The organism is Methylobacterium longum (genome assembly GCF_022179385.1).
Taxonomy (GTDB): Bacteria; Pseudomonadota; Alphaproteobacteria; order Rhizobiales; family Beijerinckiaceae; genus Methylobacterium; species Methylobacterium longum.
In genome coordinates, this window is record NZ_BPQS01000015.1 from 43,144 (window position 1) to 66,982 (window position 23,839).

The window sequence follows — 23,839 nt, forward strand, 5'->3', positions numbered from 1 at the left end:
CCGACCGCCGGCTGTTGCCGTGACGGTGTCCGCTCGTGCGGGCAGCCGCCCGCGAACGGCTGCGCAGTGTGCGTCAAACGTGCGGGAAATGCGCGTCGATTTTTATGAGGCGGCGGACAAAAACAAGTTTCTGGTCCGCCGGCCGGGGGAGGCCGGGGGATGGCCGCCATCCCCGGGCCTCATCCGGAGGCGCCGGAGCGCGGCGCAGGCCGCGAAGGGGGCGCCGGAAGGTGCCGCGACCCGTCGAGCCCGCCTTCCCGGGCGGCCTCGCCGCACCGCGGGATGACGGGGGTGGAGGGGAGCCGGCGTCGCGGGGCCGGGCCCCGTCAGCCCCCCGACTTCTTGGCCTTGTCGGCGGCGCCGGGCGCCTCGTGGGGCTGCGGCGCGCCCTTCGGAAGCTCCGGGTTCTCGGCATTGTGCGGGGCGGCCACCGGCGCCGGCACGGTCTCGGCCGTGGCGGTCGGCTTCTCGATGTCCGGCAGACCGTCCTTCAGCTTCGCGTTGATCTGCGCGAGGTCGTCCGGCTCGGGATTGAGGTCCTTGGCATGCTGCCACTGGAACTTGCCCTCCAGCCGCCGGCCCGCGCGCCAGTAGGCGTCCCCCAGGTGGTCGTTGATGGTCGGATCGCCGGGCTTCAGCTCGACCGCCTTCTCCAGCTCCCGCACCGCGTCGTCCCAGCGGCCGAGGCGGAAATAGGCCCAGCCCAGGCTGTCGACGATCATGCCGTCCCGCGGGCTCGCGTCGGCGGCCTGCTGCAGCAGCTTGAACGCCTCGTCGATGTTGGTGTTCTGGTCGACCCAGGAATAGCCCAGGTAGTTCATCACCTGCGCCTTGGCGGCCGGCTGGTTGGCCGGCACGAGGGACAGCGCCTTCTTCAGGTCGGCCTCGGCCTTCGGCCACTGCTTGGCGCGCTCGTAGGCGGTGCCGCGGAAGTAGTAGGTCGTCCAGTAATTGGCCTGCGGCCGGTCGCCGATCAGGTTGATCGCCCGCGAGTAGGTGGCGGCGGCCTCCTCGTACTTCTTGCGGGCGCGCTGGACGTTGCCGAGCGCCGAGATCACGTCGATGTCGTCCGGGTGGGCCTTCATGGTCGCGTCGAGATGCGCGAGCGCCTCGTCGCCCTTGCCCATCTGCTCCAAGTTCAGGCCGACCTGGATGTCGGCGTTGAGCTTGAGCGGCGAGGTCGCGGGGATCTGCGCGTAGGCCTCGTTGGCGCGCTCGGTCTGCTTCATCCGGTCGAGGGTGTCGGCCAGCGTCAGCCGGGCGAGGGCATGGTCGGGGGCGAGGTAGAGGGCCAGCCGCAGGTAGATCACCGCGGGCAGCTCGTCGCCCTGCGTGGAACCGGCCGAGCCCAGCCCGTACAGCACCTCGGCGGCGCCCTCCTGCGCGGTGGTGACCAGGCGCGTGAGGGGCTTGCCCTCCTTGAGCTTGTCGAGGGCGTCGCGCACCAGCGGGTGGCGCGGCGAGAGCTGGTCGAAGTCCGAATAGGCCTGGATCGCGAGGTCGGTGCGGCCGAGGCTCGCCTCCATCCGGGCATAGGCGTCGACGATGCGCAGGGTGTTGCGGTCGGCCTCGTAGGCGGCCTTGAGGCGCCGCTCGGCCTCGGCGTTGTCGCCGGTCACCGCCGCGATCAGGCCGGCATGGTAGTCCCGGAAGGTGTTGTAGTAGCGCTCGCCCCGGAGCTTGTTGACCGTCTCCAGCGCCTTCTTGCCGTCGCCCGCGCCGGCATACGACCAGGCGGTGAGCAGCGTCGCGGTCAGGTCGGTGGCCGCCCCGCGCCCGCTGCGGGAGAAGTTCTGGCGGGCGGCGGCCCACTGGCCGGCCTTGATCTGGCGCACCCCGAGGGAGAGGTTGGCGAGCCCGTTGGTGGGATCGCGGGCGATCAGCTTCTCGGCCGCGCGGAACGCGTCCGGCAGGGCGCCGTCGGCGAGCAGCGAGATGAAGGCGCGCTCGACCAGCTCGGCGTTGCGCGGGTCGGCCTTCACGGCCTCGCGGTAGAAGGTGGCCGCCGCCGCCGTGTCCCGGGAGGCGCCCGCGATGTAGGCCGAGAGGAAGTTGCCCTCCAGCGAGTCCGCGGGCTCGTAGTCGAGCACCGGGGCCGATTCCTTGGGCTGCGCGGCCAGCACGGTCTGCGGGAGCCCGGCGGCGAGCAGCAGGGCGAGCGCCGAGACGCTCCGGCGGGCGCGTGATGTCATCATGAACCGATCGCGGCTCCTGGGCGCCGGCCAGCCAAGGGGCCAGGCGCGAGAATGGCGGGTTATCCCCGGAAAAACGCCGGGGACACTGGACCCATCCCGCCAGCCCCGCAAGGCGAAAGGATGGCGCGGGGCGGATGAGCGGGTCGTCCGCCGTCCCGTCGGCGGGCGCGCCGCGACCCGGTGCGGCACGGGGCCGGCCGCGACGCCCCCGCGCCCGCGGGCGGCGCGCCTCGGCGCCCCTCGGCGTTCCGGCCGGGACCCGGCCTCACATGTTCGGGTAGTTCGGGCCGCCCGGGCCCTCCGGCGTCACCCAGTCGATGTTCTGGTTCGGATCCTTGATGTCGCAGGTCTTGCAGTGGACGCAGTTCTGCGCGTTGATCTGGTAGCGCACGCCGTCGCTGGCGGCGGCATCCTCCACCCACTCGTACACGCCCGCCGGGCAGTAGCGGCCCGAGGGCCCGCCGTAGACGTCGTGCTCGGAGCGCTTCTGCAACTCCAGGTCGCGGACCTTGAGGTGGGGCGGCTGGTCCTCCTCGTGGTTGGTGTTCGACAGGTAGACCGAGGAGAGCCGGTCGAAGGTCAGCTTGCCGTCGGGCTTCGGGTAGACGATCGGCGTCACCTCGGAGAGGGGCTTCAGGCAGGCATGGTCGGGCTTGCCGTGCGAGAGCGTGCCGAACGGCGAGGCGCCCAGCAGGCTGGTCGCCCACATGTCGATCCCGCCGAGCCCCACGCCCACCAGGGTGCCGTAACGCGACCAGAGCGGCTTGACGTTGCGCACGGCCTTGAGGTCCCGCCCGATCGGGCTGTCGCGCCAGCCGGCCTCGTAGGCGGTGAGCTCGTCGCCGGCGCGACCGGCCTTCAGGGCGTCCGCGATGGCCTCGGCCGCCTGCATGCCGGACAGCACCGCGTTGTGCGAACCCTTGATCCGCGGGACGTTCACGAACCCCGCCGAGCAGCCGACCAGGCAGCCGCCGGGGAAGACGAGCTTCGGCACCGATTGCCAGCCGCCCTCCATGATGGCGCGCGCGCCGTAGCCGATGCGCTTGGCGCCCGCGAAGGTGTCGGCGATCAGCGGGTGGGTCTTGAAGCGCTGGAACTCCTCGAACGGCGACAGGGTCGGGTTCTCGTAGTTCAGGTGCGTGACGAAGCCGACCGAGAGCAGGTTGTCGTCGAAATGGTAGAGCCAGGAGCCGCCGCCGGCCTTGTTGGGGAGCGGCCAGCCCATGGTGTGGCGCACCAGCCCCCGCTCGAAGGTCGCGTCCGGCAGCTGCCACAGCTCCTTCACGCCGAGCCCGTACTTGAAGTGGTCGCTGTGCCGGCTGAGGGAGAAGCGCTGGATCAGGCCCTTGGTGAGGTTGCCCCGCGCGCCCTCGCCGAACACCGTGTACTTGGCGCGCAGCTCCATGCCGCGGGTGTAGTCCTCCCGCGGCTCGCCCGAGCGGCCGATGCCGAGATCGCCCGTGGCGACGCCCGCCACGGCGCCGTTGGCGTCGAACAGCACCTCGGAGGCCGGGAAGCCCGGATAGATCTCGACCCCGAGCGCCTCGGCCTGGGCGCCCAGGTACTTGCACACGTTCGACAGCGAGCCGACGAAGTTGCCGTGGTTCGACATGAGCTTGGGGAAGAACACGTTCGGCATGGTGACGCCGCTGTTCCGGGTGAGCAGCATGAACTCGTCGCGCTGGACCTCCGTCTTGAGCGGGCGCTCCGGATCCTGGCGCCACTCGGGCAGCAGCTGGTCGAGGCCGCTCGGGTCGATCACCGCGCCCGACAGGATGTGGGCGCCGACCTCCGAGCCCTTCTCGACGACGACGACGGAGATCTCCTCGCCGATCTCGGCGGCGCGCTGCTTCAGGCGGATCGCGGTGGCGAGGCCGGCCGGGCCGGCGCCCACCACGACCACGTCGAAATCCATGCTCTCGCGTTCGGGCAGCGCCATCCTGGCCTCCTTATTCTTGTTCCGGCGCCCGGTACGTCGCCGGGCCGGCATCCCTGCTGCCGTCTCAAGCGATTCCAAGCTGGAAAGGCAAGGTGCCGAAGCGTCGGCCGCAGGCAAAGTTCCCTGTGCCGCAGGGCGGGCCCCGCGGCGCCGCGCAGCCGGCCGGTCCCCTCCGGCGCGGGCGCCCCACCCTGCGGGGGCCGGGGCGGACCGGCGCCCCCGGGGCGCGGGCACCGCGCTGTTGCGTCACGCAAGCCCTTGCCGGCGGACGGGTTTCATGAGTTGTCCACAGGCTGCCGCGACCCCATCTACCGAGTCACATGCCGAGCCCCTCCGACGCGCAAGCCGACCTGATCGCCTATCTCGACTTCCACGTGGAGGCCGGTGCCGACGCGGTGCTCGACGAGCGGCCGCACGACCGGTTCGGGGAGGCGGATGCGCCGGCGCCGGCCCTACGCGCCCCGCGCCGGCCCGCCGTCCAGGCCGAGGCGCCGGCCCGGACCCTCGTGCCGCCCCCCGGTTCGCCCCCGCCCTCCGCGGCGCCGGCCCGCACCTTCGGCCGCGCCGCGAGCGCCCAGCCCGACGAGGCCGCGAGCGACGCCCGCGCCCGGGCGCGGCAGGCGAAGACGCTGGACGAGCTGGAGCGGATCCTGGCCGATTTCGACGCCTGCCCGCTGCGCTTCACCGCCAAGAACCTCGTCTTCGCGGACGGCAATCCCGCGGCGCGGGTGATGTTTCTCGGCGAGGCGCCCGGCGCCGACGAGGACCGGATCGGCAAGCCGTTCATGGGCCGCTCGGGCCAGCTCCTCGACAAGATGATGAAGGCGGTCGGCCTCGACCGGTCGAGCGCCTATATCGGCAACATCGTGCCCTGGCGCCCCCCGGGCAACCGCAACCCGACGCCCCAGGAGGTGGCCGTGTGCCGGCCCTTCGTGGAGCGTCAGATCGAGCTGGTCGACCCGGACATCATCGTGTGCCTCGGCGCGCCCGCGACCCAGACGCTCACCGGCAGCAAGGACGGCATCCTGCGGACCCGCGGCCGGCTGTTCCCGTACCGCCTGCCGCACCGCGAGGTGAAGCTGCTGGCGACGCTCCACCCGGCCTTCCTGCTGCGCCAGCCGGTGCAGAAGCGCCTGGCGTGGCGGGATTTCCGCGCCCTGCGGTCGCTGCTGGACGGGAAAGCTTGACCGCGGTGGCGGAACCGGCTCTCCCCTCCCGTCATTAGAGCTTCGTTCCCGCCGGCGGTTCGCCGCTGTCCGGACACAACGACGCACAGCAAGGTCCGGCCCCCCGCGGCGGCCGGCGCAGCATCGATGGCGGGACCCAACCATGCGCTGGGAAGATCTACGCAGCTCCGACAACGTCGAGGATCGGCGCGGTGAAGGCGGCGGCGGCGGGGGCGGCATGGGCTTCCCCGGCGGCGGCGCCGGCGGCCTCGGCATCGGCACCATCGTGGTGCTGCTGATCGTCAGCTACTTCACCGGCATCAACCCGGCGATCCTGATCGGCGGCGCCGAGCGGATCGGCGGCGGCCACAGCAGCCAGGAGCAGCCGGCCGACCCGCAGACCCAGGCCAAGCGCCGTCAGGCCCCCACCGACGACAGCGGTCGGTTCGCGTCGAAGATCCTGGGCAACACCGAGGACGTGTGGAGCCAGATCCTGCCGCAGCAGACCGGCAAGCAGTACACGCCGACGACGCTGGTGCTCTACACCGGCGGCACCCGCTCGGGCTGCGGCTCGGCCCAGGCCGCCATGGGCCCGTTCTACTGCCCGCTGGACAAGAAGGTCTACCTGGACACGGGCTTCTTCAAGGAGATGGCCTCGAAGTTCGGCGTGAAGGGCGACTTCGCCTACGCGTACGTGATCGCCCACGAGGTCGGCCACCACGTCCAGGACGTGCTGGGCATCCTCGGCAAGGTGCAGGCCCGCCAGCAGCAGGCGTCGAGCAAGACCGAGGCGAACGCCCTGTCGGTGCGCATCGAGCTGATGGCCGATTGCCTCGCGGGCGTCTGGGCCAAGAACTCCAACGACAAGTATGCCGAACTCGACCAGGGCGACATCGACGAGGCTCTGAACGCCGCCGCCCAGATCGGCGACGACGCGCTGCAGCAGCGCTCGCGCGGCTACGTGGTGCCGGATTCCTTCACCCACGGCTCCTCGGCCCAGCGCCAGCGCTGGTTCACCGCCGGCTACAAGAGCGGCCAGACCAAGTCCTGCGACACGTTCCGCACGGCGAATAACTGAGGCGGCACGGGTTCTCGGGATCGCCCGAGGCTTGACCCGACACGCGCCCTCCCTCCCCGCGGAGGGCGGGCGGCTCCCGGTCACGCGTCGCCCGAGGCCTCAGCGGGGGCGCGGGAGCAGATGCGGGCTCACCCCCGGCTCAACCGCTGCGCGTTGGCCTGCACCTTCCGCCGGTAGCTGCGGATCACCTTGCCGTTGGAGGCGCCGGCGGCCAGCATCAGGGCGGCCTCGCCGGCGGCCAGCATCTTCTCGGTCACCATGAGCTGCGCCTCGGCCTGCGCGGCCGGACCGCCGAAGGCGAACATCGCCATCCGCTGGGCGATCACGCCCTGAGCCTCCAGGCCCAGCATGGCCATGTCGAGGCTCGTCGTCCACCAACCGCAAAGCATCGTGTTCCTCAAAGGTGTCGGCAACCGCCAAGCCCCATGCCAATGGGCCAAGATCCCTGCCAATGGGCCAAGCTTCCTGCCCTCGGCCAGGATCCCTGCCGGTGGCTAAGATTCCTGCCTTCGGCAACGATCCATGCCGTCGGCCGAGCCCCGTGCCGTCGGCCGAGCCTGCCACCATACGCCGGAGCGGCGGCCGGTGCGGCCGGGAAACGACGTAGCTCGCAGAATCGGGCCGAATAGCCGCAAAGCGCACGGATGAAGGCCACGGTTGCGCGGCGCGCAGGTCTCACCGCCGCGCCGCCCGTCTTTGCGCCGTCTCGATCCATGCCGTAAGCGCCCGGGAGGTTTCCCCCGACACGGCCCGCGCCATGATACGCCTCGACAAGATCACCAAGCAGAACGGGCGGCAGCTCGTGTTCATCGAGGCCTCGGCCGCCCTGCAGCGGGGCGAGAAGGTCGGGCTCGTGGGCCCGAACGGGGCCGGCAAGACCACGCTGTTCCGGATGATCATCGGCCAGGAGCAGCCCGACGAGGGTCAGGTCGCCGCCGACCGGGGCATCACCATCGGGTATTTCAGCCAGGATGTCGGCGAGATGGCCGGCCGCAGCGTCGTCACCGAGGTGATGGACGGGGCCGGTCCGGTGAGCACGGTGGCGGCGGAACTCGCCGAGCTCGGCGCGGCGCTCGCCGATCCGGACCGCGCCGACGAGATGGACGCGCTGATCGAGCGCTACGGCGAGGTCCAGGCGCGGTTCGAGGAACTCGACGGCTACGCGCTGGAGGGCCGCGCCCGCGAGGTGCTCGACGGGCTGAGCTTCAGCCAGGAGATGATGGACGGGGATGTCGGCGCCCTCTCGGGCGGCTGGAAGATGCGCGTCGCCCTCGCCCGCATCCTGCTGATGCGCCCGGACGTGATGCTCCTCGACGAGCCGTCCAACCACCTCGACCTCGAGAGCCTGATCTGGCTCGAATCCTTCCTCAAGGCCTATGACGGCGCCCTGCTGATGACCTCGCACGACCGCGAGTTCATGAACCGCATCGTCACCAAGGTGGTCGAGATCGACGGCGGCGCGCTCACCACCTACTCGGGCGACTACGCCTTCTACGAGGGCCAGCGGATCCTGAACGAGGCGCAGCAGCAGGCGCAGTTCGAGCGGCAGCAGGCCATGCTCGCCAAGGAGATCGCCTTCATCGAGCGGTTCAAGGCCCGGGCCTCCCACGCCGCCCAGGTGCAGAGCCGGGTGAAGAAGCTCGACAAGATCGAGCGCGTCGAGCCGCCCCGGCGGCGGCAATCCGTGGCCTTCGAGTTCCAGCCGGCGCCGCGCTCGGGGGACGACGTCGTGATGCTGAAGGGCGTCAACAAGCGCTACGGCAGCCGCACGATCTACGAGGGGCTCGACTTCTCGGTGCGGCGCCGGGAGCGCTGGTGCGTGATGGGCATCAACGGCGCCGGCAAGTCGACGCTGCTGAAGCTCGTGACCGGCACCACCGCACCGGATGACGGGTCGGTCACGGTCGGCGGCAGCGTCAAGCTCGGCTACTTCGCCCAGCACGCCATGGACCTGCTCGACGGCGACCGCACGGTCTTCCAGACCCTGGAGGACGCCTTCCCGCAGGCCGGCCAGGGCTCCCTGCGGGCCCTCGCCGGCTGCTTCGGCTTCTCGGGCGACGACGTCGAGAAGCGCTGCCGGGTGCTGTCGGGCGGCGAGAAGGCCCGGCTGGTGATGGCCCTGATGCTCTACGACCCGCCGAACTTCCTGGTGCTCGACGAGCCGACCAACCACCTCGACATGGGCACCAAGGAGATGCTCATCACGGCGCTCGCCCAGTACGAGGGCACGATGCTGTTCGTCTCCCACGACCGGCACTTCCTGGCGGCCCTGTCGAACCGGGTGCTCGAAGTCACCCCGGAGGGCATCCACCAGTACGGCGGCGGCTACACCGAGTACGTGGCCCGCACCGGCCAGGAGGCGCCCGGCCTGCGGAGCTGACGGGGCGGGGCGGGGCGGGCCGGGGACGGGGCGATCCCTGCGACCGCCGCTCCGCTACCCTCCCGGGGCAACCCGGGTTAGGCTGCGCCGAAACGGCCCTGCGCGAGACGCCGTGCGACGCCTGCTGAAGTTCCTCCACACGATGGGGTCCGCCGGATTGCTGGGCGCGATGGCGGCCCTGGTCGTCATGCTGGGCCTCGCGCCCCCGCCGACGGCCCTACCCGGCTACGCGGCGATCCGGGGCGCGATGGGGGCCGTCGCCACCTGGATCTTCCTGCCCGCCCTCGCCCTCACCCTCCTGTCGGGCCTGCTGGCCATGGCGCTGAACCGCGCCTACCTCAACGCCGGCTGGGCCTGGGTGAAGCTCGCCACCGGCGTCCTGATGTTCGAGGGCGGACTGGTCTACGTGCAGGGCCCGATGCGGCGGGAGGCCGAGCAGAGCGCCCGGGCCCTCGCGGGCCTCGCGGATCCCGGCCTCCTCGCGACCGCTCTGGAGGGCGAGCGCGGCACGCTGTGGGTGCTGCTCGCGGTCTCGGCCGCCAACGTGGCGCTCGGGATCTGGCGCCCGCGCATCCTCCGGATCCCGCGATAGACCCGTCACTTCCCAATACAGAAGCCGGCAAACAAACGGTCGAGCACGTCCTCGACGCCGACATGCCCGGCGACTTCGCCGAGGGACCGGACCGCGAGGCGCAGGTCCTCGGCGGCCAGTTCCGGCAGGCCGCCCGCGCCCGCGAGCAGGCGGTCCAGATGGCCCACGCAGGCTTCGAGGGCCGCCCGGTGACGCGCGCGGGTGATCAGTGCGTCGCCCTGGCCGAGGCCGCTCTCGGCCGCCGCCTGCACGGCGTCGAGCAGGGCGTCGAGGCCGAGGCCCGTCCGGGCCGAGACCGCCAGCGCGGCCTCGGGGAAAGGTTGTAATGAGCCGGCAATTAAGTCGGTCTTCGTGAGCACCGTGCGGTACGACGTTCCGGACCGGCCGAGATCGGGGGGATCCTCTCCGGGCGGCACCAGGACGAGCACCAGATCGGCCGCGTCGATCCGGGCACGGGCCCGCCGGATGCCGGCGGCCTCCACGGGCTCGGCGGTCTCGCGCAGCCCCGCCGTATCGACGAGGATCACGGGGAGGCCGCCCAGGTCCAGCCGGACCTCGATGGCATCCCGGGTGGTGCCGGGGATCTCCGAGACGATGGCGACCTCCCGGCGGCTGAGGGCGTTCAGCAGGGTCGACTTGCCGGCATTGGGTGCACCGGCGAGGACCACCGTGAAACCGTCGCGCAGGCGCTCGCCCCGACGCCCGTCCCGCAAGGCGGCGGCGATCTCGTCGCGGAGGGCGGTGGCGCGTTGGACCAGCCCCGCATCCAGGCCGGCCTCGTCCACGTCGCCCTCGTCGGAGAAGTCGAGGGCCGCCTCGGCGGCGGCGAGGCCATCGATCGCCTGCATCCGCCAGGCCGCGACCTGCCGGCTCAGGGCGCCGTCGAGCTGGCGCAGGGCCTGACGGCGCTGGCCCTCGGTCTCCGCGTCGATCAGGTCGGCCACCGCCTCGGCTTCGGCCAAATCCAGGCGGCCGTTCAGGACCGCCCGACGGGTGAAGGCCCCGGGCCCGGCGGCGCGGCAACCCGGCAGCCCTGCCAGGGCCGTCAGCACGCCCATCCGGACCGCCTGTCCGCCATGGAGGTGCAGCTCGACCATATCCTCGCCGCTGTACGTCTCCGGGCCGGGAAACCACGCGACCAGCGCGCGGTCGAGTTCGGCGCCGTCGACCGGATCGCGGAGGGTTCGGAGCGACAGGCGCCGGGGCGGCGGAAGCGCGGCACCCAGGGCGGTCAGGACGTCCCGGGCGGCAGGACCGCTGATCCGGATCACCGCGACGGCGGCCCGGCCGAATCCACTGGCGGGAGCGAAGAGCGTTTCGGTTTCGGTCATGGTTCGCAGCTTCGCACAGACACCGCCTTCATTCGGCCCCGGGCAGGCGTTTCACGTGAAACATGCCGGCTGCTCCATAGCATCCGGCGCGGCCGGCGTTCCGCGGTGTGGACCGGCATGATGCAGACCCGTCGCACGAGGATGCAGCCCGCCATGCACACGACGCGCCGCGCGCTCTGCCGCGCCCTCCTCGCCGCACCCCTGGTCCTGCCGGTCCGGACGGCCGCCGCCGACACCGATCCCGACCTCGCGGCGATCGAGCGGCGGCTCGGCGGCCGCCTCGGTGTGGCGGCCGGATCGACGGAGCGCCTCCTGATCGGCCACCGGGCCGACGAGGACTTCCCGATGTGCAGCACCTTCAAGGTCCTGGCGGCGGCCGCGGTTCTGGCGCGGGCCGATGCCGGGTCCGAGAACCTCGACCGGGTTGTGACTTACGGCGCCGGCGATCTCCTCAGCTACGCGCCGGTGACCCGGAAAGCCCTGGAATCCAGTGGCGGGACGGGGCGGCTGTTGGTCTCCGACCTCTGCGCCGCCGCCCTGGAATGGAGCGACAATACCGCCGTCAACCTGCTTCTTCCGAGCCTGGGCGGACCGGAGGGCCTGACGGCGTGGCTGCGGCGTATCGACGATCCCCGCACCCGGCTCGACCGCACGGAGCCGACCCTCAACAGCGCGATTCCCGGCGACCCGCGCGATACCACCACCCCCGCGGCGATGCGGTCGACCCTCGGTCGGATCCTGCTCGGCTCAATCCTGGCGCCGGCCTCGCGCGGGCGATTGGAGGGCTGGATGGCGGGAAGCCAGACCGGCTTCAAGCGGCTCCGCGCCGGCCTGCCGAAGGATTGGCCGGTGGGCGACAAGACCGGCAGCGGCGACAACGGCACGGTCAACGACGTGGCGATCCTGCGGCCGCCCGGCCGTGCACCCGTGCTCGCCGCCGTGTACATGACCGGCACGACGGCGCCCGCGGCGGTTTGGGAAGCGGCCTATGCCGAGATCGGCCGGCTCATCGCCGCACGGGCGTCCGGTGCCTGATTGAGACCGACCGTTCGACGAGGCCATGGCCAGGACAGCTTCGAAGACCACCCGCGCGACGCAGGCCCTGGACAGGGCCGGCACCCGCTACAGCCTTCACGCCTACGATTACGATCCGGAGGCCCAGCGCGTCGGCCTCCAGGCCGCCGAGGCTCTGGGTGTCGCACCCGGCCGGGTGCTGAAGACCCTGATGGCGGCGGTGGACGGGCGTCCGGTCTGCCTGCTGGTCGCCTCGGACCGAGAGGTCTCGATGAAGCGGGCGGCCGCGGCCTTTTCGGGCAAAGCCGCCGCGATGCTCAAGCCCGCTGATGCCGAGCGGCTGACGGGCTACCATGTGGGCGGCATCAGCCCGCTCGGACAGAAGCGGCCCTTTCCCACGGCGATCGATGCCGGCTCCCTCGGTGAGCCGGATACGGAGATCCACGTCAATGGCGGAGGCCGAGGCCTGCAGATCCGCCTGAGGGAGGCCGACTTGGTCGCCGTGCTGCAGGCTCGCGTCGTCCCGCTGACATGATCCGCAGCCGGTAAGCGCCCGTTTACCCTGGTCCCCCACGGTGACGGCGCACGGGAGAAGTGAGGCGGCATCGGATGACGGGACGGGGCATGGCGGCCATCGGTTGCGCGCTGCTGCTCGCCGGTCCCTGCGCGGCGGCGGACCTCGATCTGCGCGGCGTCGCGGAGCCCGGTCTCGCCGCAACGCCGCGGTTCTTTCCGCGCAGCGACGGAACCGACCGTCGCCCGGTCTTCGCAATCCGGAACCGCCCGGTGGCGGTGGGATGCACGCCCCGGCGGGTGCCCGTGCCGACCAACGCGCCGGACGACCCGAGCTACGTGGGGTCCGAGTACGGCCTGTCCCATCCGAGCTACTACGGCTTCACGCCTCCGTTGGGCGTCGATGATCCATTCGGGCGATCTCTCCTCCCCTACTGCCCCTGAGGCGATCCTCCGCAGGGAACCGGACCGCTGTTCCCTTGAGGCGGCCGCATGCTCTAGACGGGCAGCGACCCCTGCGGAGCCAGTCCCGTGCCCGATTCGACGCCCCAGCGCTTCACCGATCTCGCCGCCCTCCGGCACTGCGTGGCCGGCTGGCGGGCGGCCGGTGAGCGGGTCGTGCTGGTGCCCACCATGGGCGCCCTGCACGAGGGGCATCTCGCCCTGATGGCCGAGGCGCGGCAGATCGGACGCCGGACGGTTGCCAGCATCTTCGTCAACCCGACCCAGTTCGGGCCCAACGAGGATTTCTCCCGCTACCCGCGGGATCTCGCGGCGGACTTGGCGCTGCTCGCACAGGCCGGGGCCGACGCCGCCTGGACGCCCGAGGTGGACACCATGTACCCGCCGGGCTTCGCCACGCGGATCGAAGTCGCCGGTCTGTCGGAGGGGTTGTGCGGTCCGTTCCGGCCCGGCCATTTCGCCGGGGTGGCCACGGTGGTGACCAAGCTGCTGAACCAGGTTCGGCCGGACGTCGCCCTGTTCGGCGAGAAGGATTTTCAGCAGCTGCGGGTGATCCAGCAGGCGGTGGCCGACCTCGACCTCGCGGTTGAGATCCGCGGCGTTCCGACCCTGCGGGAGATCGACGGCCTCGCCCTGTCGTCCCGCAATCGCTACCTGGCGCCCGAGGAGCGCGCTGTCGCCCCCAAGCTCCACGCCGTGCTGGCCGATATCGCGGCCGCCTCGCGCAACGGCACCCCCGTGGCCGGGCGGATCGCCGCCGGAAAGGCCGCCCTGGAGGCGGCGGGCTTCCGGGTCCAGTACCTCGCGGTCTGCGATGCCCGGACCCTGGCGCCAGTCGAGCGGGTCGACGGCCCCGCCCGGGTCCTCACCGCGGCCTTCCTGGGGCGGACCCGACTCATCGACAATCTCTCCGTATGAGGCCGCCCGGCACGACGCGGCCCGATGTCCCGAAGGTGCGGCCTCTACCCCGCGCGCGGCGCGTCCGGATCCAGGCGGCACGCCATGGATCGTGACGGGCGCCTCGCCGCCGGACCTGCCCCCTCGATCGCGGGGGCGCGCGCCCCGCCTCCTGGCAGCCGGGCCGCGGGGTGGACCGGTCACGCAGCCGGTGTCTTCGCGCCGACCCCACGCCCTGTATCGGCGGTCCGGGCACGACCTGATCTCTGCTGGCGCGTGATCGGTCTCTGCCCAGCACCGGCCGTCCTGGCCATCCTGGCCATCCTGGCCGTCCTCCTCGTCTGGGGGGGGCCTGCCCGCGCGGAGGACGGTGCCGTCGAGGGGATGGCGGGGCCATACGGCGAGCGCCTGCGCTACGACGCGAAGGGCCTGACCCTCGCCTTCCCCGAACAGGCGGTGAAGCTCGAGCTCGGCGGCCGTCTGCACATCGATGCCGGGGCCGCGGGCTTCAGCCGACCCGGACCGAGCGATGCCTTTCCAGACACGATCGCGGTGCGCCGCTCCTGGATCGAGCCGACGCTGACGGTCAGCCGCGACTGGGTGATCGCCTTCCAGTACGATTTCAGCGATCCGATCCTGCCGATCAACGACGCGTTCGTGGCCTGGAAGGGGGTGCCCGACACCATCCTGACCCTGGGCAACATGAAGGTGCCGTTCAGCCTGGAATGGCTGCAGAGCAACAACGACACCCTGTTCACCGAGCGCTCCCTCGCCAACGCCTTCGTGCCGGACCGCCGGTTCGGCTTCGCGGTCGGCCATCATGGACGGGCCTGGACCGCCGTGGCCGGCGTGTTCGGCGATGCGGCCAGCAATGGCATCACCGGTAACGGGGTCGCGGCCGCGGCGCGCGCTACCTGGGCGCCGATCCTGGAGGAGCGCGAGACCCTGCATCTCGGGCTTGCGGGGATCCATCGTCGACGCGCCCGGGGCGACGGTGACTTCGGTTTCTCCACGCCGGCGGAGACCTTCCTGTTCGCGCGGCCCTTCGTGGACACCGGTGACCTGCCCGATGTGGCCCGGGCATCGCGGATCGGGACCGAGTTCGCCTACCGCAACGGGCCATTCCTCCTGCAGGCCGAGTACATCCGGGCCGAGGTCGAGCGGTTCGCGGGGCCCGGCGGCGCGTTGCCGGTCCTCGGCTTCCAGGGCGGCTATGTCGAGGCGGGCTGGGTGCTCAACGGAGACGACCGCGGCTACGCGCTGGTGCCCGACGGCGGCACCAGCTACGCGACCTTCAAGGGCGTGCGCGTGTCGGAGAGTCGGCGGGTGACGCGCGGCGGGATCGGCGTGTTCGAACTGGCTGCCCGCTACAGCGCCATCGAACTCGACGCCCGGGGCTTCCGGGGCGGAACGGAGCGGGACGTCACCGTGGGCCTGAGCTGGTATCCCGAGCCGAATCTCCGCCTGATCGCCAGCTACATCAACGGGCGCGTCCGCCCGGGCGAGGCGCAGGCCGACGCCTTCGGCACCGCGGCGTTCTCGGTCGATACGGTCATCACGCGGCTGCAGATTTACTGGTAGGCGTCGCGATAACCCGGACCTCCCCGGGGCTGAACGCGGCCGGCTCGGACGTGGCGGTGTCCGTGGGGGGCGCGGCCGTCTGCTCGCGACTGGCCGATCCCTGAAGCGGACATCGCCGCTGGCCCCTGCCCGTCCGCGGACGTCGCCGTGCTATCCGCGCCGCATGTTCGAGAACCGCCCGGGTGTCGGGGCCTGGATCCGGTCCGGACAGCCGATCAAGACCCGAGCCGTCCCTCTCCGTCCCGCCCCGAGGATCGGAGAACCGCCGATGCTCAAGCTCTCGCGCGGGCCAGACGAGCGCCGAGGCGGAGCGGTGATGGACGGGTGGGCTGGCGAGGGCGCGGCGCGGGTCCTCGCCCGGGACGACCACGCGCCTCCTGCAGCAGGCCACCGGTACCGGCTCGCCCGCCCGCATGGCGCGTCGAGGATGGGACGATGAGTGGTGCGGTCGGTCCCTCCGGACGGCCGCTTCCGATCCGGCGCCGGCGGCGCCTGCCGGTCGGCGGAAGACCGCTTTCGGCAAGGATTTTCCGCCGTCCGCACGGCCGGCCTGGGTGGACCGCAGCCCTCCGCTCACGCAATCCCGGCTGGGCTTCTAAACCGCCCGGCGGAGAACCGACCGGAAAGGGCGCCGCTCGGGTTCCGGCTCCGTGGGCGGCGTCGGCGTTTCGGTGGGCGGCGCAGACAGGACTTCGGCGCGCACGGGCCGGGGCGTCGCGAAGGCCGCACCCTGGGCGAACGGCACGTCGAGGTCGATCAGATCGGGTACGTCGGCCTCGTCGGCGACATCCATGGCGACCAAGCGGATCCCGGCCCGCGCCAGGGCCGGCGCCGTGTCCTCGACGGCGATGTCCGACAGGCCGCCCCGGCCGGAGCCGGATCGCAGCAGCATGTCGGCCGGCACCTTCACCTGTCCGATACCGAGTGCAGCCAACTCCGCCGCATCGAAGCGGAGGTCGTCCGGCCGGTCGAGGCTGAAGCCGATCCGGTCCCGCAGGGCGGCGAGCAGGCTGCGCTGACCGGCATCGAGGCCCCGCCAGCTCGCCTGCGGCAGGGCCAGCACCAGCCCCCCGGCCAGGGGGGGGGCGTCCGCCGCCGTGCGGGCCAGCTCGCGCAGCAGCCCGGGTTCGAACAGCGACAGGGGTGAGAGGCCGTAGGTCAGCGTGGTCTCGCTGCCCCGCCGGGCGAGATGGCGCACCACGATGGCCGCGCGCTGCAGCATGCGGCGGTCGAGCTCGGTGGTGCGGCCGTAGCGCTCCAGCACCGGCAGGAAGGTCTCGGGCTCGACCGGAACCGGCGTGCCGCCGATCCGCAACCGCGCCAGCGCCTCGTAGGCCACCACCTTGCGCTGTGGCAAGGTGACGACGGGCTGGAGGTGGATCTCCAGTCCCTCCCCCTCGAAGGCCCGGATGATCTCTGCCTCGCTCCCGGGATCCCGGGCAGGCTGCGGCGGAAATGGCCGCGGCGGGATGGACCGCGCTGGCGTAGTCGGGGCGGAGGGCGGTGTCTCTGCCATCGGCGGTGCGTCGGGCGGCGCCCGATGGGCTGCCGGCGGCGCGGCGGTGACCCGTGGACGCGGTGGCGCGGGTTCCGGACTCGCCGCGGGGGCGGGCGCAGGCGGATTCTCCGGCCGGATCTCGGGCCGGGCCTTGAGATCCGCGATCTCGGCATCCTGGGTGCTGACCACCGTGGTCAGGTCACGCACGATGCCGCTCAGGAGGCCGAACTCGACGGTGAGTTCCTCGATCTGGGCCAGCAACGCGGCCTCGGCGGTCTCGGGCGGCGGCTGGACCGCAGCATTGGCCGCGGCCGTCTCGACCTTGAGCAGGCGCCGGGACAGCAGGTCCACCTCGCCGGACAGCTTCTCGCAGCGCGCCTTCAGGGTCGCGATGCGGGTGAGGGCGAGGCTGGCGACGCCGGACGCCAGGGCGCCGAGCGTCAGCGCACTCCAGAGCGGCAGGAACACGGCGAGCGGCCCGAACACGACGAGCCCGAGGAGGCCGACCGTCAACAGCCCCGCGTACCGGCCGAGGACCGGGACCATCGTCTGAACACCCGCCAGGGTCACGCGCCGGTCGCCGGGGGAAATCCCGAGCGAACCCCACCGGGCGTAAACCGAATCGTTCGGATCATTGGCCCTGCCCGCGCAGCCCGGCAAGGCTTGAGAGGCCGCTCCGATGCGCCGGCGGCTGTGAATTCCGGGTGGTGTGACGCCGACGCCCGCTGGAACGTTGCGGAATCATCACGGCCGGTCCGATTGCGGACCGAACCGAGACGGGCGGCGCGCCTTGCGCATGCGCGCGGGATGAAATGACGGCATAAAGCGTGGCCATGACGTCAGTCCCTCCGCGTAGCCCACGACGCCGCGCCGCTTGCGGTGCCGGAATTCTCCTCGCCGTCTGCGGGACGGCGGCGCCGCGCGCCGCGGACCTCAACGCCCAACTCCCGCGCGCCGCGCCGACCTTCGCGATGGTCGATCCGGCCACGTGGATCGTCACGCTGAGCGGCTCGATCCAGGCCGTGCCGCGCTATCCCGGCGCCAGCGATTACACGGCCGTGGGCTATCCCTCCATCGACATCCGCCGGGTGGGTGAGCCGCGCCGCTTCTCGACCCCGGACGACGGCTTCAGCCTGGCCCTGTATGACGACCAGACCTTCCGGCTCGGACCGACGGCGCGCTTCGTACCGGGGCGGTACTACGGCGACGATCGCCGCCATCTCTTCGGCTTCCGCGATGCGCGCTTCGCCGTCGAACCGGGCCTGTTCGTGGAGTTCTACCCGGTGTCCTTCATCCGCACCCGGGCGGAGATCCGTCAGGGCGTGTACGGCCATCACGGCACGGTCGGCTCCCTGGCGGCCGACTACCTCGTCCCAACCGAGAAGTTCCTGTTCTCGGTGGGGCCGCGCTTCAACATCGGCGATGCGAGCTTCGCGCGGAAGTATTTCGGCGTCTCGCCTGCCGAGGCCGCGCTGAACGGCCGGGTTACCCCGTACGACCCGGACAGCTTCTACTCGGCCGGTGTCCTCGGCGCCGTGACCTACACGCAGAGCGAGACGTGGGCCTACACGGCCTATGCGGGCTACACCCGCATCCTGGGCGCCTCGGGCGACAGCCCGCTGGTGCGCCGACCGTTCGGCGACCCGAATCAGTTTCAGTTCGGACTCCGCGTCGATTACGCCTTCCGCATGCCGGCCCTGTTCTGAGCCGCTTGCGCGAGCCGGATCGCACGCCGACATGCCGGCGACACGGTTCTCGGAGGTCCCTATGGACGCGACACGCCCCGAATTGCTGATGCGGGTGGACGGCATGACCTGCGATGGCTGCGCTGCCGCCGTGACCCGCACGGTGAAACGCATCGATCCCAAGGCTGACGTTCAGGTTGACAGGACCGGGGGGCGGGTGGCGATCCGCACCGACGCGCAGGCTCTCGACCTTGCCGAAGCGCTGACGAAGGCCGGCTATACGACCACCGCCATGACCGGCTGACCGTGGAATCCAGCCGGCGACTCAGGAACGGGTGAGAAACATCCCGGTCAGGAGCAGGGCGAAACCGGCGAGCCCGAACAGGCCCTCCTTGCGCTGGGTGCGATCGAGGAAATGCGCGGCGGCGCCGGCCGCGCAGCAGGCGGCGCCCAAGCCGATCGCGAGCGACGACATGTCAGTCTCCCTTACCCGGTGACGCGGGACGAACACTGCATTCGATGGGCCGGGCGGACGTCTTTATCCGCTCGGTATAGCGACGGGGAGAAGATTTACACGGGTCCCCTGTTCTGACAAGCGCGACGTGGCGCGCGATCACCGCATCCATCGCAATACAGCGTGGGATCGGGGTAGAATTCCGTCTCGGACGGAATTGAATACTGCATAATTACGCCCATCCGTCCGGCGTCGGTTCACGACATGCCGGAGGGGCGCGGGCTCGACGCGGACGAGCGCGGCAAGGACGGAAGGCACCGTCATTCCAGGCCGCAGTGAAGCCCTGCGGGACTGCGATCCCCGGGCGGCAGTGCCGCGCGTTGACCATCGCGCCCGCGCCCGCTTAGACCGGCGGCGAGGCATCGGGCCTTCGGGTCCCCTCCCCTGCATGAGGCTGCGGCGGGATCCCTGCGAGAGGCGGTTCGTTAGGCGATGCACACTCCATTACGCGACCGGTTCGATGTCGCGGTCGTAGGCGGCGGCCATGCCGGTGTCGAAGCGGCTGCGGCGGCAGCGCGCTGCGGAGCGCGCACCGCCCTGGTGACCCACGATCCGGCCACGATCGGCGCGATGTCGTGCAATCCTGCCATCGGTGGCCTCGGCAAGGGGCACCTCGTGCGCGAGGTCGACGCCCTCGACGGGCTGATGGGCCGGGTGGCGGACGCGGCGGGCATCCAGTTCCGCCTGCTCAATCGCCGCAAGGGACCGGCCGTCCGCGGACCGCGGACGCAGGCCGACCGCAAGCTCTACGCGGCCGCCATGCAGGCGGCGGTGGCCGATACCGGGGGGCTGTCGGTGATCGCGGGCGCCTGCGAGGACCTTGCCTTCGATGCCGACGGACGCCTCAGCGGCCTCGTCCTGGGGGATGGGCGCATCGTCGCGTGCGGTTCCGTGGTGCTGACCACCGGCACCTTCCTGCGCGGCCTCATCCATATCGGAGAGCGGCAGATCCCGGCCGGCCGGGTCGGCGAGGCTCCGGCGATCGGGCTGGCGCAAACCCTCGACCGCCTCGGCCTCCGGCTCGGCCGCCTCAAGACCGGTACGCCCCCGCGCCTCGACGGGCGGACCATCGACTGGGCGGGCCTCGACATGCAGGAGGCCGATGCGGAACCGGTGCCGTTCTCGACGCTGACCGAGCGGATTACCACTCCTCAGATCCGCTGCGGCATCACCCGGACGACCCGGGCGGTCCACGACTTGATCCGGGCCAACCTGCACCGGTCGCCGATGTATTCGGGCGGCATCGCCAGTCGCGGGCCGCGCTATTGCCCATCCATCGAGGACAAGGTCGTGCGCTTCGGCGACCGCGAGGGTCACCAGATCTTCCTGGAACCCGAGGGCCTCGACGACCCCACCGTCTACCCGAACGGGATCTCTACGGCCCTTCCCGAGCCGGTTCAGCACGACATCGTCCGGGCGATCCCGGGATTAGAGCGGGCCGCGATCCTGCGGCCAGGCTACGCGATCGAGTACGATTACGTGGATCCGCGGGAACTCGATACGGGCCTGCAGGTCAAGCGCCTGCCCGGCTTGTTCCTCGCTGGACAGATCAACGGCACCACCGGCTACGAAGAGGCGGCGGCCCAGGGGCTGGTGGCCGGCCTCAACGCCGCCCGGTACGCCGGCGGCCTCGGCATCGTGGGTTTCGATCGGGCCGAATCCTATCTCGGTGTCATGATCGACGACCTCGTGACCCATGGGGTCAGCGAGCCGTACCGGATGTTCACGTCGCGCTCGGAGTACCGGCTCTCGCTGCGGGTCGACAATGCCGATGCCCGGTTGACGCCCCGCGGAATATCCCTCGGCTGCGTCGGCCGCCATCGGACGGCGCATTTCGCCGCCTCGCAGGGGGCCCTCGACGCGGCCCGGTCCCTTCTCGGCAGCCTCAGCCTCACGCCGAGCCAGGCGGCCGTGCACGGGATGAGCCTGAACCGCGACGGCATCCGCCGCACGGGGTTCCAGCTGCTGGCCTACCCCGAGATCACGTGGACAAGCCTGGCGGCGGTCTGGCCGGATCTCGCGAGCGTGCCGGCGCGCGTCGCCGACCGTCTCAAGACGGATGCGACTTATGCGGTGTATCTCGACCGCCAGAATGCCGATATCGCCGCCTTCCGGCGCGATGAGGCGGTGCGGCTGCCGGCCGGGCTGGATTATGCGGCGATCAGCGGCCTCTCGAACGAGATGCGCACGAAGCTGGAGACCGTGCGTCCCGGGACCCTTGGGCAGGCGGCGCGGATCGAGGGGGTCACGCCGGCCGCGCTGACGCTCCTGGCCGCCCATGCCCGCCGGGGCGAGCGGACGGGTTCGGCCCGGGCGGCGGCCGGCCGCCTGTCGGCATGACCGATCCGGATCGCGCCCGCGTCCTCGCGACGTCTCGTGTTTCACGTGAAACAGCCGAGCGGCTCGACCGCTACGTGGCCGAGCTGCGGCGCTGGCAGCCGATCAAGAACCTGGTCGGCCCGGCGACGCTGGCCGAGGTCTGGAGCCGCCACGTCGACGACGCGCTGCAGCTCCTCGAGCTGGCCCCGGAGGCGCGCACGTGGCTCGACCTCGGCTCTGGGGCCGGCATTCCCGGCCTGATCCTGGCCATCGCCGGGATGGAGCGCGGCATCCGGGTCGATCTGGTGGAGAGCAACGCGCGCAAATGCGCCTTCCTCACCGAGACGGCTCGCCTGACCGAGGCTCCGGTTCGCGTGCGCAACGCGCGGATAGAGGCGGTGGTCGGCGAGTATGCGGGGGTCGAGGTCGTCTGCGCCCGGGCCCTGGCGCCGATGGCGCAGCTCCTCGCCTGGACGGAGCCTCTGTTGAAAACGGGCACCACCGGTCTGTTTCCGAAGGGCCGGGACGTACAAGCTGAATTGACCCGGGCCGCCGCGCAGTGGACAGTCGTTAACGACCTCATGCCGAGCCGCACTGATTCCGATGCCCGGATCGTGCGCGTCACTGCCCTCGCCGCCCCGAGCCACCGATGAGCGAAGCGATCCTCGGCGAGTCCGCCGACCGGTCCATGGATTCATCCATGCGACGCCCCCTCCGTGTGCTGGCGCTCGCCAACCAGAAGGGCGGCGTCGGCAAGACCACGACGGCCATCAACCTCGGCACCGCCCTGGCGGCAATCGGCGAAGACGTGCTGGTGATCGACCTCGATCCGCAGGGCAATGCCTCCACCGGGCTGGGGATCGACCGCGCCAAGCGCCGGGTCTCGACCTACGAGGTGATGGCCGGCGAGGCTTCCCTGGCACAGGCCATCGTCCCCACGGCCGTTCCGCGCCTGTCGATCGCGCCCTCGACCATGGACCTCCTCGGTCTCGAGCTGGAATTGGCCACCCTGCCCGACCGGGCGCACCGGTTGCGCGGCATGCTGAAGAGCCTGTCCCAGGCCCCGAGCCTCAGCCGGATCAGCTACGTGCTGATCGATTGCCCGCCTTCGCTCAACCTGCTGACCATCAACGCGCTGGCCGCCGCGGACGCGGTGCTGGTCCCCCTGCAATGCGAGTTCTTCGCCCTGGAGGGTCTCAGCCAGCTGCTGCGGACCGTCGAGCAGGTCCGCGGCGCCCTGAACCCGAAGCTGACGATCCAGGGCATCGTGCTGACGATGTTCGATCCGCGCAACAACCTGTCCGCTCAGGTGGTGGCGGACGTGCGCGGCTTCATGGGCGACAAAGTCTACGAGACGGTGATTCCGCGCAACGTGCGCATCTCGGAGGCTCCCTCGCACGGCAAGCCGGCGCTGCTCTACGACCTGAAATGTGCCGGCAGCCAGGCCTATCTGCGCCTCGCCTCGGAGGTGATCCAGCGCGAGGGCCGGGTGCCCGCGGCGGCCTGACGGCCCTGCGCCTCCGCGGCCGGGACGATCGGTCCGGTGCCGGGGCGCGTCTGACGACGATGCGGAGACGGCCGCCCACTCGACGGGTGTGTGCGCCGGGTCCGGTGAGCCCCGCGGCGAAGTCGGGGCGAGTGTGGAGCGTGACACGGGTGGCGATCATGGCGGAGGAGGGGGCAAGACCTCGACTGGGGCGCGGACTCGCGGCGCTGATCGGTGATTTCGGCGATACCGGACAGACCCCGCCGAAGGCGGAGGGGCAGCGCAAGGTGCCGGTTGAGTTCCTGCGCCCCAATCCGCGCAACCCGCGTCGCAGCTTCGGCGACGCCGAACTGGCCGAACTCGCGGTCTCGATCAACCAGCGCGGCATCATCCAGCCGATCGTGGTGCGGCCGATCCCCGAGGTGCCCGGCACCTACGAGATCGTTGCGGGCGAGCGGCGCTGGCGGGCGGCCCAGCGCGCCGAACTCGAGGAGGTGCCGGTGGTCGTCGTCGAGATCGACGATCGCGCCTCGCTCGAATTCGCCATCCTGGAGAATGTCCAGCGCAGCGACCTCAACCCGATCGAGGAGGCCTCCGGCTACGAGCGCCTGATGCAGGATTTCTCCTACACGCAGAAAGAGTTGGCTGAGATCCTCGGCAAGAGCCGCAGTCACCTCGCTAACACCCTGCGCCTGCTCAACCTGCCGCCCTCCGTGCAGGACCGGGTCTCCGCGGGCGAGCTCACCGCCGGTCATGCCCGGGCGCTCCTGCCCGTGCGGGATCCGGAAGCGCTGGCCCGCCGCGTCGTGGCGGAGGGCCTGTCGGTCCGGGAGGTGGAGGCCCTCGCGTCCGCCGAGGCCGAGCCGGCCGAGACCCCGCGCGCCGGCCGCCCTCGCCTCTCCGCGGAGCGGTCCGCACCGGTGCGCGACCTGGAGCTGCGAATCCATCGGGCGCTGGGCGTCCCGGTATCCTACCGGCCGAAGGATGGGGATTCGGGCGAGATCCGCATCCGCTACGAGTCCCAGGACGAGCTGCAGGGGCTCCTCAACCGCTTCCGGGTGTCGGACGGCTGAGCCGGGCCGTCCGTGGCCGGGCCGCATCGACGAACGCTCCGCGCCGCGGCGACCGTCTGAGGCTCCGGCCGAGATACCCGGCTCCGTCATCGTTGGCGCAGCGCAGCGGCCTGGGA

Annotated in this window: 22 protein-coding genes; 16 read left to right on the forward strand and 6 right to left on the reverse strand. The window is 71.5% G+C overall.

The genetic code is table 11. The features are described from left to right. Positions 1 to 326 precede the first annotated feature (326 nt). Together MFF58_RS15150 and MFF58_RS15155 are read right to left on the reverse strand one after the other, a co-directional pair. Complete coding sequence (locus tag MFF58_RS15150; protein WP_238289372.1) at positions 327 to 2,195, reverse strand: tetratricopeptide repeat protein; 1,869 nt, start codon at positions 2,193 to 2,195, stop codon at positions 327 to 329. Between the two features lie 265 nt (positions 2,196 to 2,460). Then, positions 2,461 to 4,134: an electron transfer flavoprotein-ubiquinone oxidoreductase gene (locus MFF58_RS15155; protein ID WP_238289374.1), complete on the reverse strand. Its 1,674-nt coding sequence runs from the start codon at positions 4,132 to 4,134 to the stop codon at positions 2,461 to 2,463. Between the two features lie 320 nt (positions 4,135 to 4,454). Here MFF58_RS15155 and MFF58_RS15160 point away from each other — a divergent pair, with 320 nt between their 5' ends. Further along, the gene (locus tag MFF58_RS15160; RefSeq protein ID WP_238289377.1) at positions 4,455 to 5,321 is read left to right on the forward strand and encodes a uracil-DNA glycosylase; all 867 of its coding nucleotides are present in this window, start codon (positions 4,455 to 4,457) and stop codon (positions 5,319 to 5,321) included. A 142-nt stretch (positions 5,322 to 5,463) separates the two neighbouring features. Next, a complete protein-coding gene (gene ypfJ / locus MFF58_RS15165) occupies positions 5,464 to 6,378 on the forward strand; it encodes a KPN_02809 family neutral zinc metallopeptidase (RefSeq protein WP_238289379.1) in 915 nt (304 codons plus the stop codon). Positions 6,379 to 6,506: 128 nt separating this feature from the next. Here ypfJ and MFF58_RS15170 read toward each other — a convergent pair whose 3' ends face one another. After that, positions 6,507 to 6,767 carry a hypothetical protein gene (locus MFF58_RS15170; RefSeq protein WP_238289381.1) on the reverse strand — a complete coding sequence of 87 codons (261 nt, stop codon included), beginning with the start codon at positions 6,765 to 6,767 and terminating at the stop codon, positions 6,507 to 6,509. A 368-nt stretch (positions 6,768 to 7,135) separates the two neighbouring features. On the opposite strand from MFF58_RS15170, the gene MFF58_RS15175 reads away from it, so the two are divergent. Next, positions 7,136 to 8,758, forward strand: coding sequence for an ABC-F family ATP-binding cassette domain-containing protein (locus tag MFF58_RS15175; RefSeq protein ID WP_238289383.1), 1,623 nt, complete (start codon positions 7,136 to 7,138; stop codon positions 8,756 to 8,758). A 112-nt stretch (positions 8,759 to 8,870) separates the two neighbouring features. Next, positions 8,871 to 9,350, forward strand: coding sequence for a hypothetical protein (locus MFF58_RS15180; protein WP_238289387.1), 480 nt, complete (start codon positions 8,871 to 8,873; stop codon positions 9,348 to 9,350). Between the two features lie 5 nt (positions 9,351 to 9,355). Here MFF58_RS15180 and mnmE read toward each other — a convergent pair whose 3' ends face one another. Continuing rightward, on the reverse strand, positions 9,356 to 10,681 hold the full coding sequence (gene mnmE / locus MFF58_RS15185; RefSeq protein ID WP_238289388.1) for a tRNA uridine-5-carboxymethylaminomethyl(34) synthesis GTPase MnmE: 1,326 nt from the start codon (positions 10,679 to 10,681) through the stop codon (positions 9,356 to 9,358). A gap of 153 nt (positions 10,682 to 10,834) precedes the next feature. On the opposite strand from mnmE, the gene bla reads away from it, so the two are divergent. From bla to MFF58_RS32580, 6 genes are all read left to right on the forward strand, one after another. Continuing rightward, the gene (bla, locus tag MFF58_RS15190; RefSeq protein ID WP_238289390.1) at positions 10,835 to 11,716 is read left to right on the forward strand and encodes a class A beta-lactamase; all 882 of its coding nucleotides are present in this window, start codon (positions 10,835 to 10,837) and stop codon (positions 11,714 to 11,716) included. Between the two features lie 25 nt (positions 11,717 to 11,741). Beyond that, positions 11,742 to 12,230, forward strand: a complete 489-nt coding sequence (locus MFF58_RS15195) for an aminoacyl-tRNA deacylase (protein ID WP_238289392.1) — start codon at positions 11,742 to 11,744, stop codon at positions 12,228 to 12,230. 89 nt (positions 12,231 to 12,319) lie between these two features. Continuing rightward, positions 12,320 to 12,652, forward strand: a complete 333-nt coding sequence (locus tag MFF58_RS15200) for a hypothetical protein (protein WP_238289394.1) — start codon at positions 12,320 to 12,322, stop codon at positions 12,650 to 12,652. An 87-nt stretch (positions 12,653 to 12,739) separates the two neighbouring features. Next, complete coding sequence (gene panC, locus MFF58_RS15205; RefSeq protein ID WP_238289396.1) at positions 12,740 to 13,588, forward strand: pantoate--beta-alanine ligase; 849 nt, start codon at positions 12,740 to 12,742, stop codon at positions 13,586 to 13,588. Between the two features lie 255 nt (positions 13,589 to 13,843). After that, positions 13,844 to 15,148, forward strand: a complete 1,305-nt coding sequence (locus tag MFF58_RS15210) for an OprO/OprP family phosphate-selective porin (protein WP_238289398.1) — start codon at positions 13,844 to 13,846, stop codon at positions 15,146 to 15,148. A 163-nt stretch (positions 15,149 to 15,311) separates the two neighbouring features. Next, entirely contained in the window at positions 15,312 to 15,587 is a 276-nt protein-coding gene (locus MFF58_RS32580) for an aminoglycoside phosphotransferase family protein (protein WP_353959806.1), read from the forward strand. Positions 15,588 to 15,743: 156 nt separating this feature from the next. Here the strand turns inward: MFF58_RS32580 and MFF58_RS15215 are convergent, their stop codons facing one another. Continuing rightward, the gene (locus MFF58_RS15215; RefSeq protein ID WP_238289516.1) at positions 15,744 to 17,192 is read right to left on the reverse strand and encodes an EAL domain-containing protein; all 1,449 of its coding nucleotides are present in this window, start codon (positions 17,190 to 17,192) and stop codon (positions 15,744 to 15,746) included. A gap of 287 nt (positions 17,193 to 17,479) precedes the next feature. Here MFF58_RS15215 and MFF58_RS15220 point away from each other — a divergent pair, with 287 nt between their 5' ends. Next, complete coding sequence (locus MFF58_RS15220) at positions 17,480 to 18,352, forward strand: MipA/OmpV family protein (RefSeq protein WP_279603006.1); 873 nt, start codon at positions 17,480 to 17,482, stop codon at positions 18,350 to 18,352. A 61-nt stretch (positions 18,353 to 18,413) separates the two neighbouring features. Continuing rightward, positions 18,414 to 18,635 carry a heavy-metal-associated domain-containing protein gene (locus MFF58_RS15225; protein ID WP_238289402.1) on the forward strand — a complete coding sequence of 74 codons (222 nt, stop codon included), beginning with the start codon at positions 18,414 to 18,416 and terminating at the stop codon, positions 18,633 to 18,635. Between the two features lie 21 nt (positions 18,636 to 18,656). Here MFF58_RS15225 and MFF58_RS15230 read toward each other — a convergent pair whose 3' ends face one another. After that, the gene (locus MFF58_RS15230) at positions 18,657 to 18,806 is read right to left on the reverse strand and encodes a hypothetical protein (protein WP_238289404.1); all 150 of its coding nucleotides are present in this window, start codon (positions 18,804 to 18,806) and stop codon (positions 18,657 to 18,659) included. A 471-nt stretch (positions 18,807 to 19,277) separates the two neighbouring features. Here MFF58_RS15230 and mnmG point away from each other — a divergent pair, with 471 nt between their 5' ends. The 4 genes from mnmG to MFF58_RS15250 all read left to right on the forward strand — a co-directional run bounded on the left by mnmG (position 19,278) and on the right by MFF58_RS15250 (position 23,723). After that, positions 19,278 to 21,185 carry a tRNA uridine-5-carboxymethylaminomethyl(34) synthesis enzyme MnmG gene (gene mnmG, locus MFF58_RS15235; protein ID WP_238289406.1) on the forward strand — a complete coding sequence of 636 codons (1,908 nt, stop codon included), beginning with the start codon at positions 19,278 to 19,280 and terminating at the stop codon, positions 21,183 to 21,185. Further along, positions 21,182 to 21,817 carry a 16S rRNA (guanine(527)-N(7))-methyltransferase RsmG gene (rsmG, locus tag MFF58_RS15240; RefSeq protein WP_238289408.1) on the forward strand — a complete coding sequence of 212 codons (636 nt, stop codon included), beginning with the start codon at positions 21,182 to 21,184 and terminating at the stop codon, positions 21,815 to 21,817. The genes mnmG and rsmG overlap by 4 nt, the downstream gene beginning before the upstream one ends. Continuing rightward, positions 21,814 to 22,671, forward strand: a complete 858-nt coding sequence (locus MFF58_RS15245; RefSeq protein ID WP_279603007.1) for a ParA family protein — start codon at positions 21,814 to 21,816, stop codon at positions 22,669 to 22,671. Before rsmG ends, MFF58_RS15245 begins: the two co-directional genes overlap by 4 nt. Before the next feature lie 158 nt (positions 22,672 to 22,829). After that, positions 22,830 to 23,723: a ParB/RepB/Spo0J family partition protein gene (locus MFF58_RS15250; RefSeq protein ID WP_238289518.1), complete on the forward strand. Its 894-nt coding sequence runs from the start codon at positions 22,830 to 22,832 to the stop codon at positions 23,721 to 23,723. Positions 23,724 to 23,839: the final 116 nt, after the last annotated feature.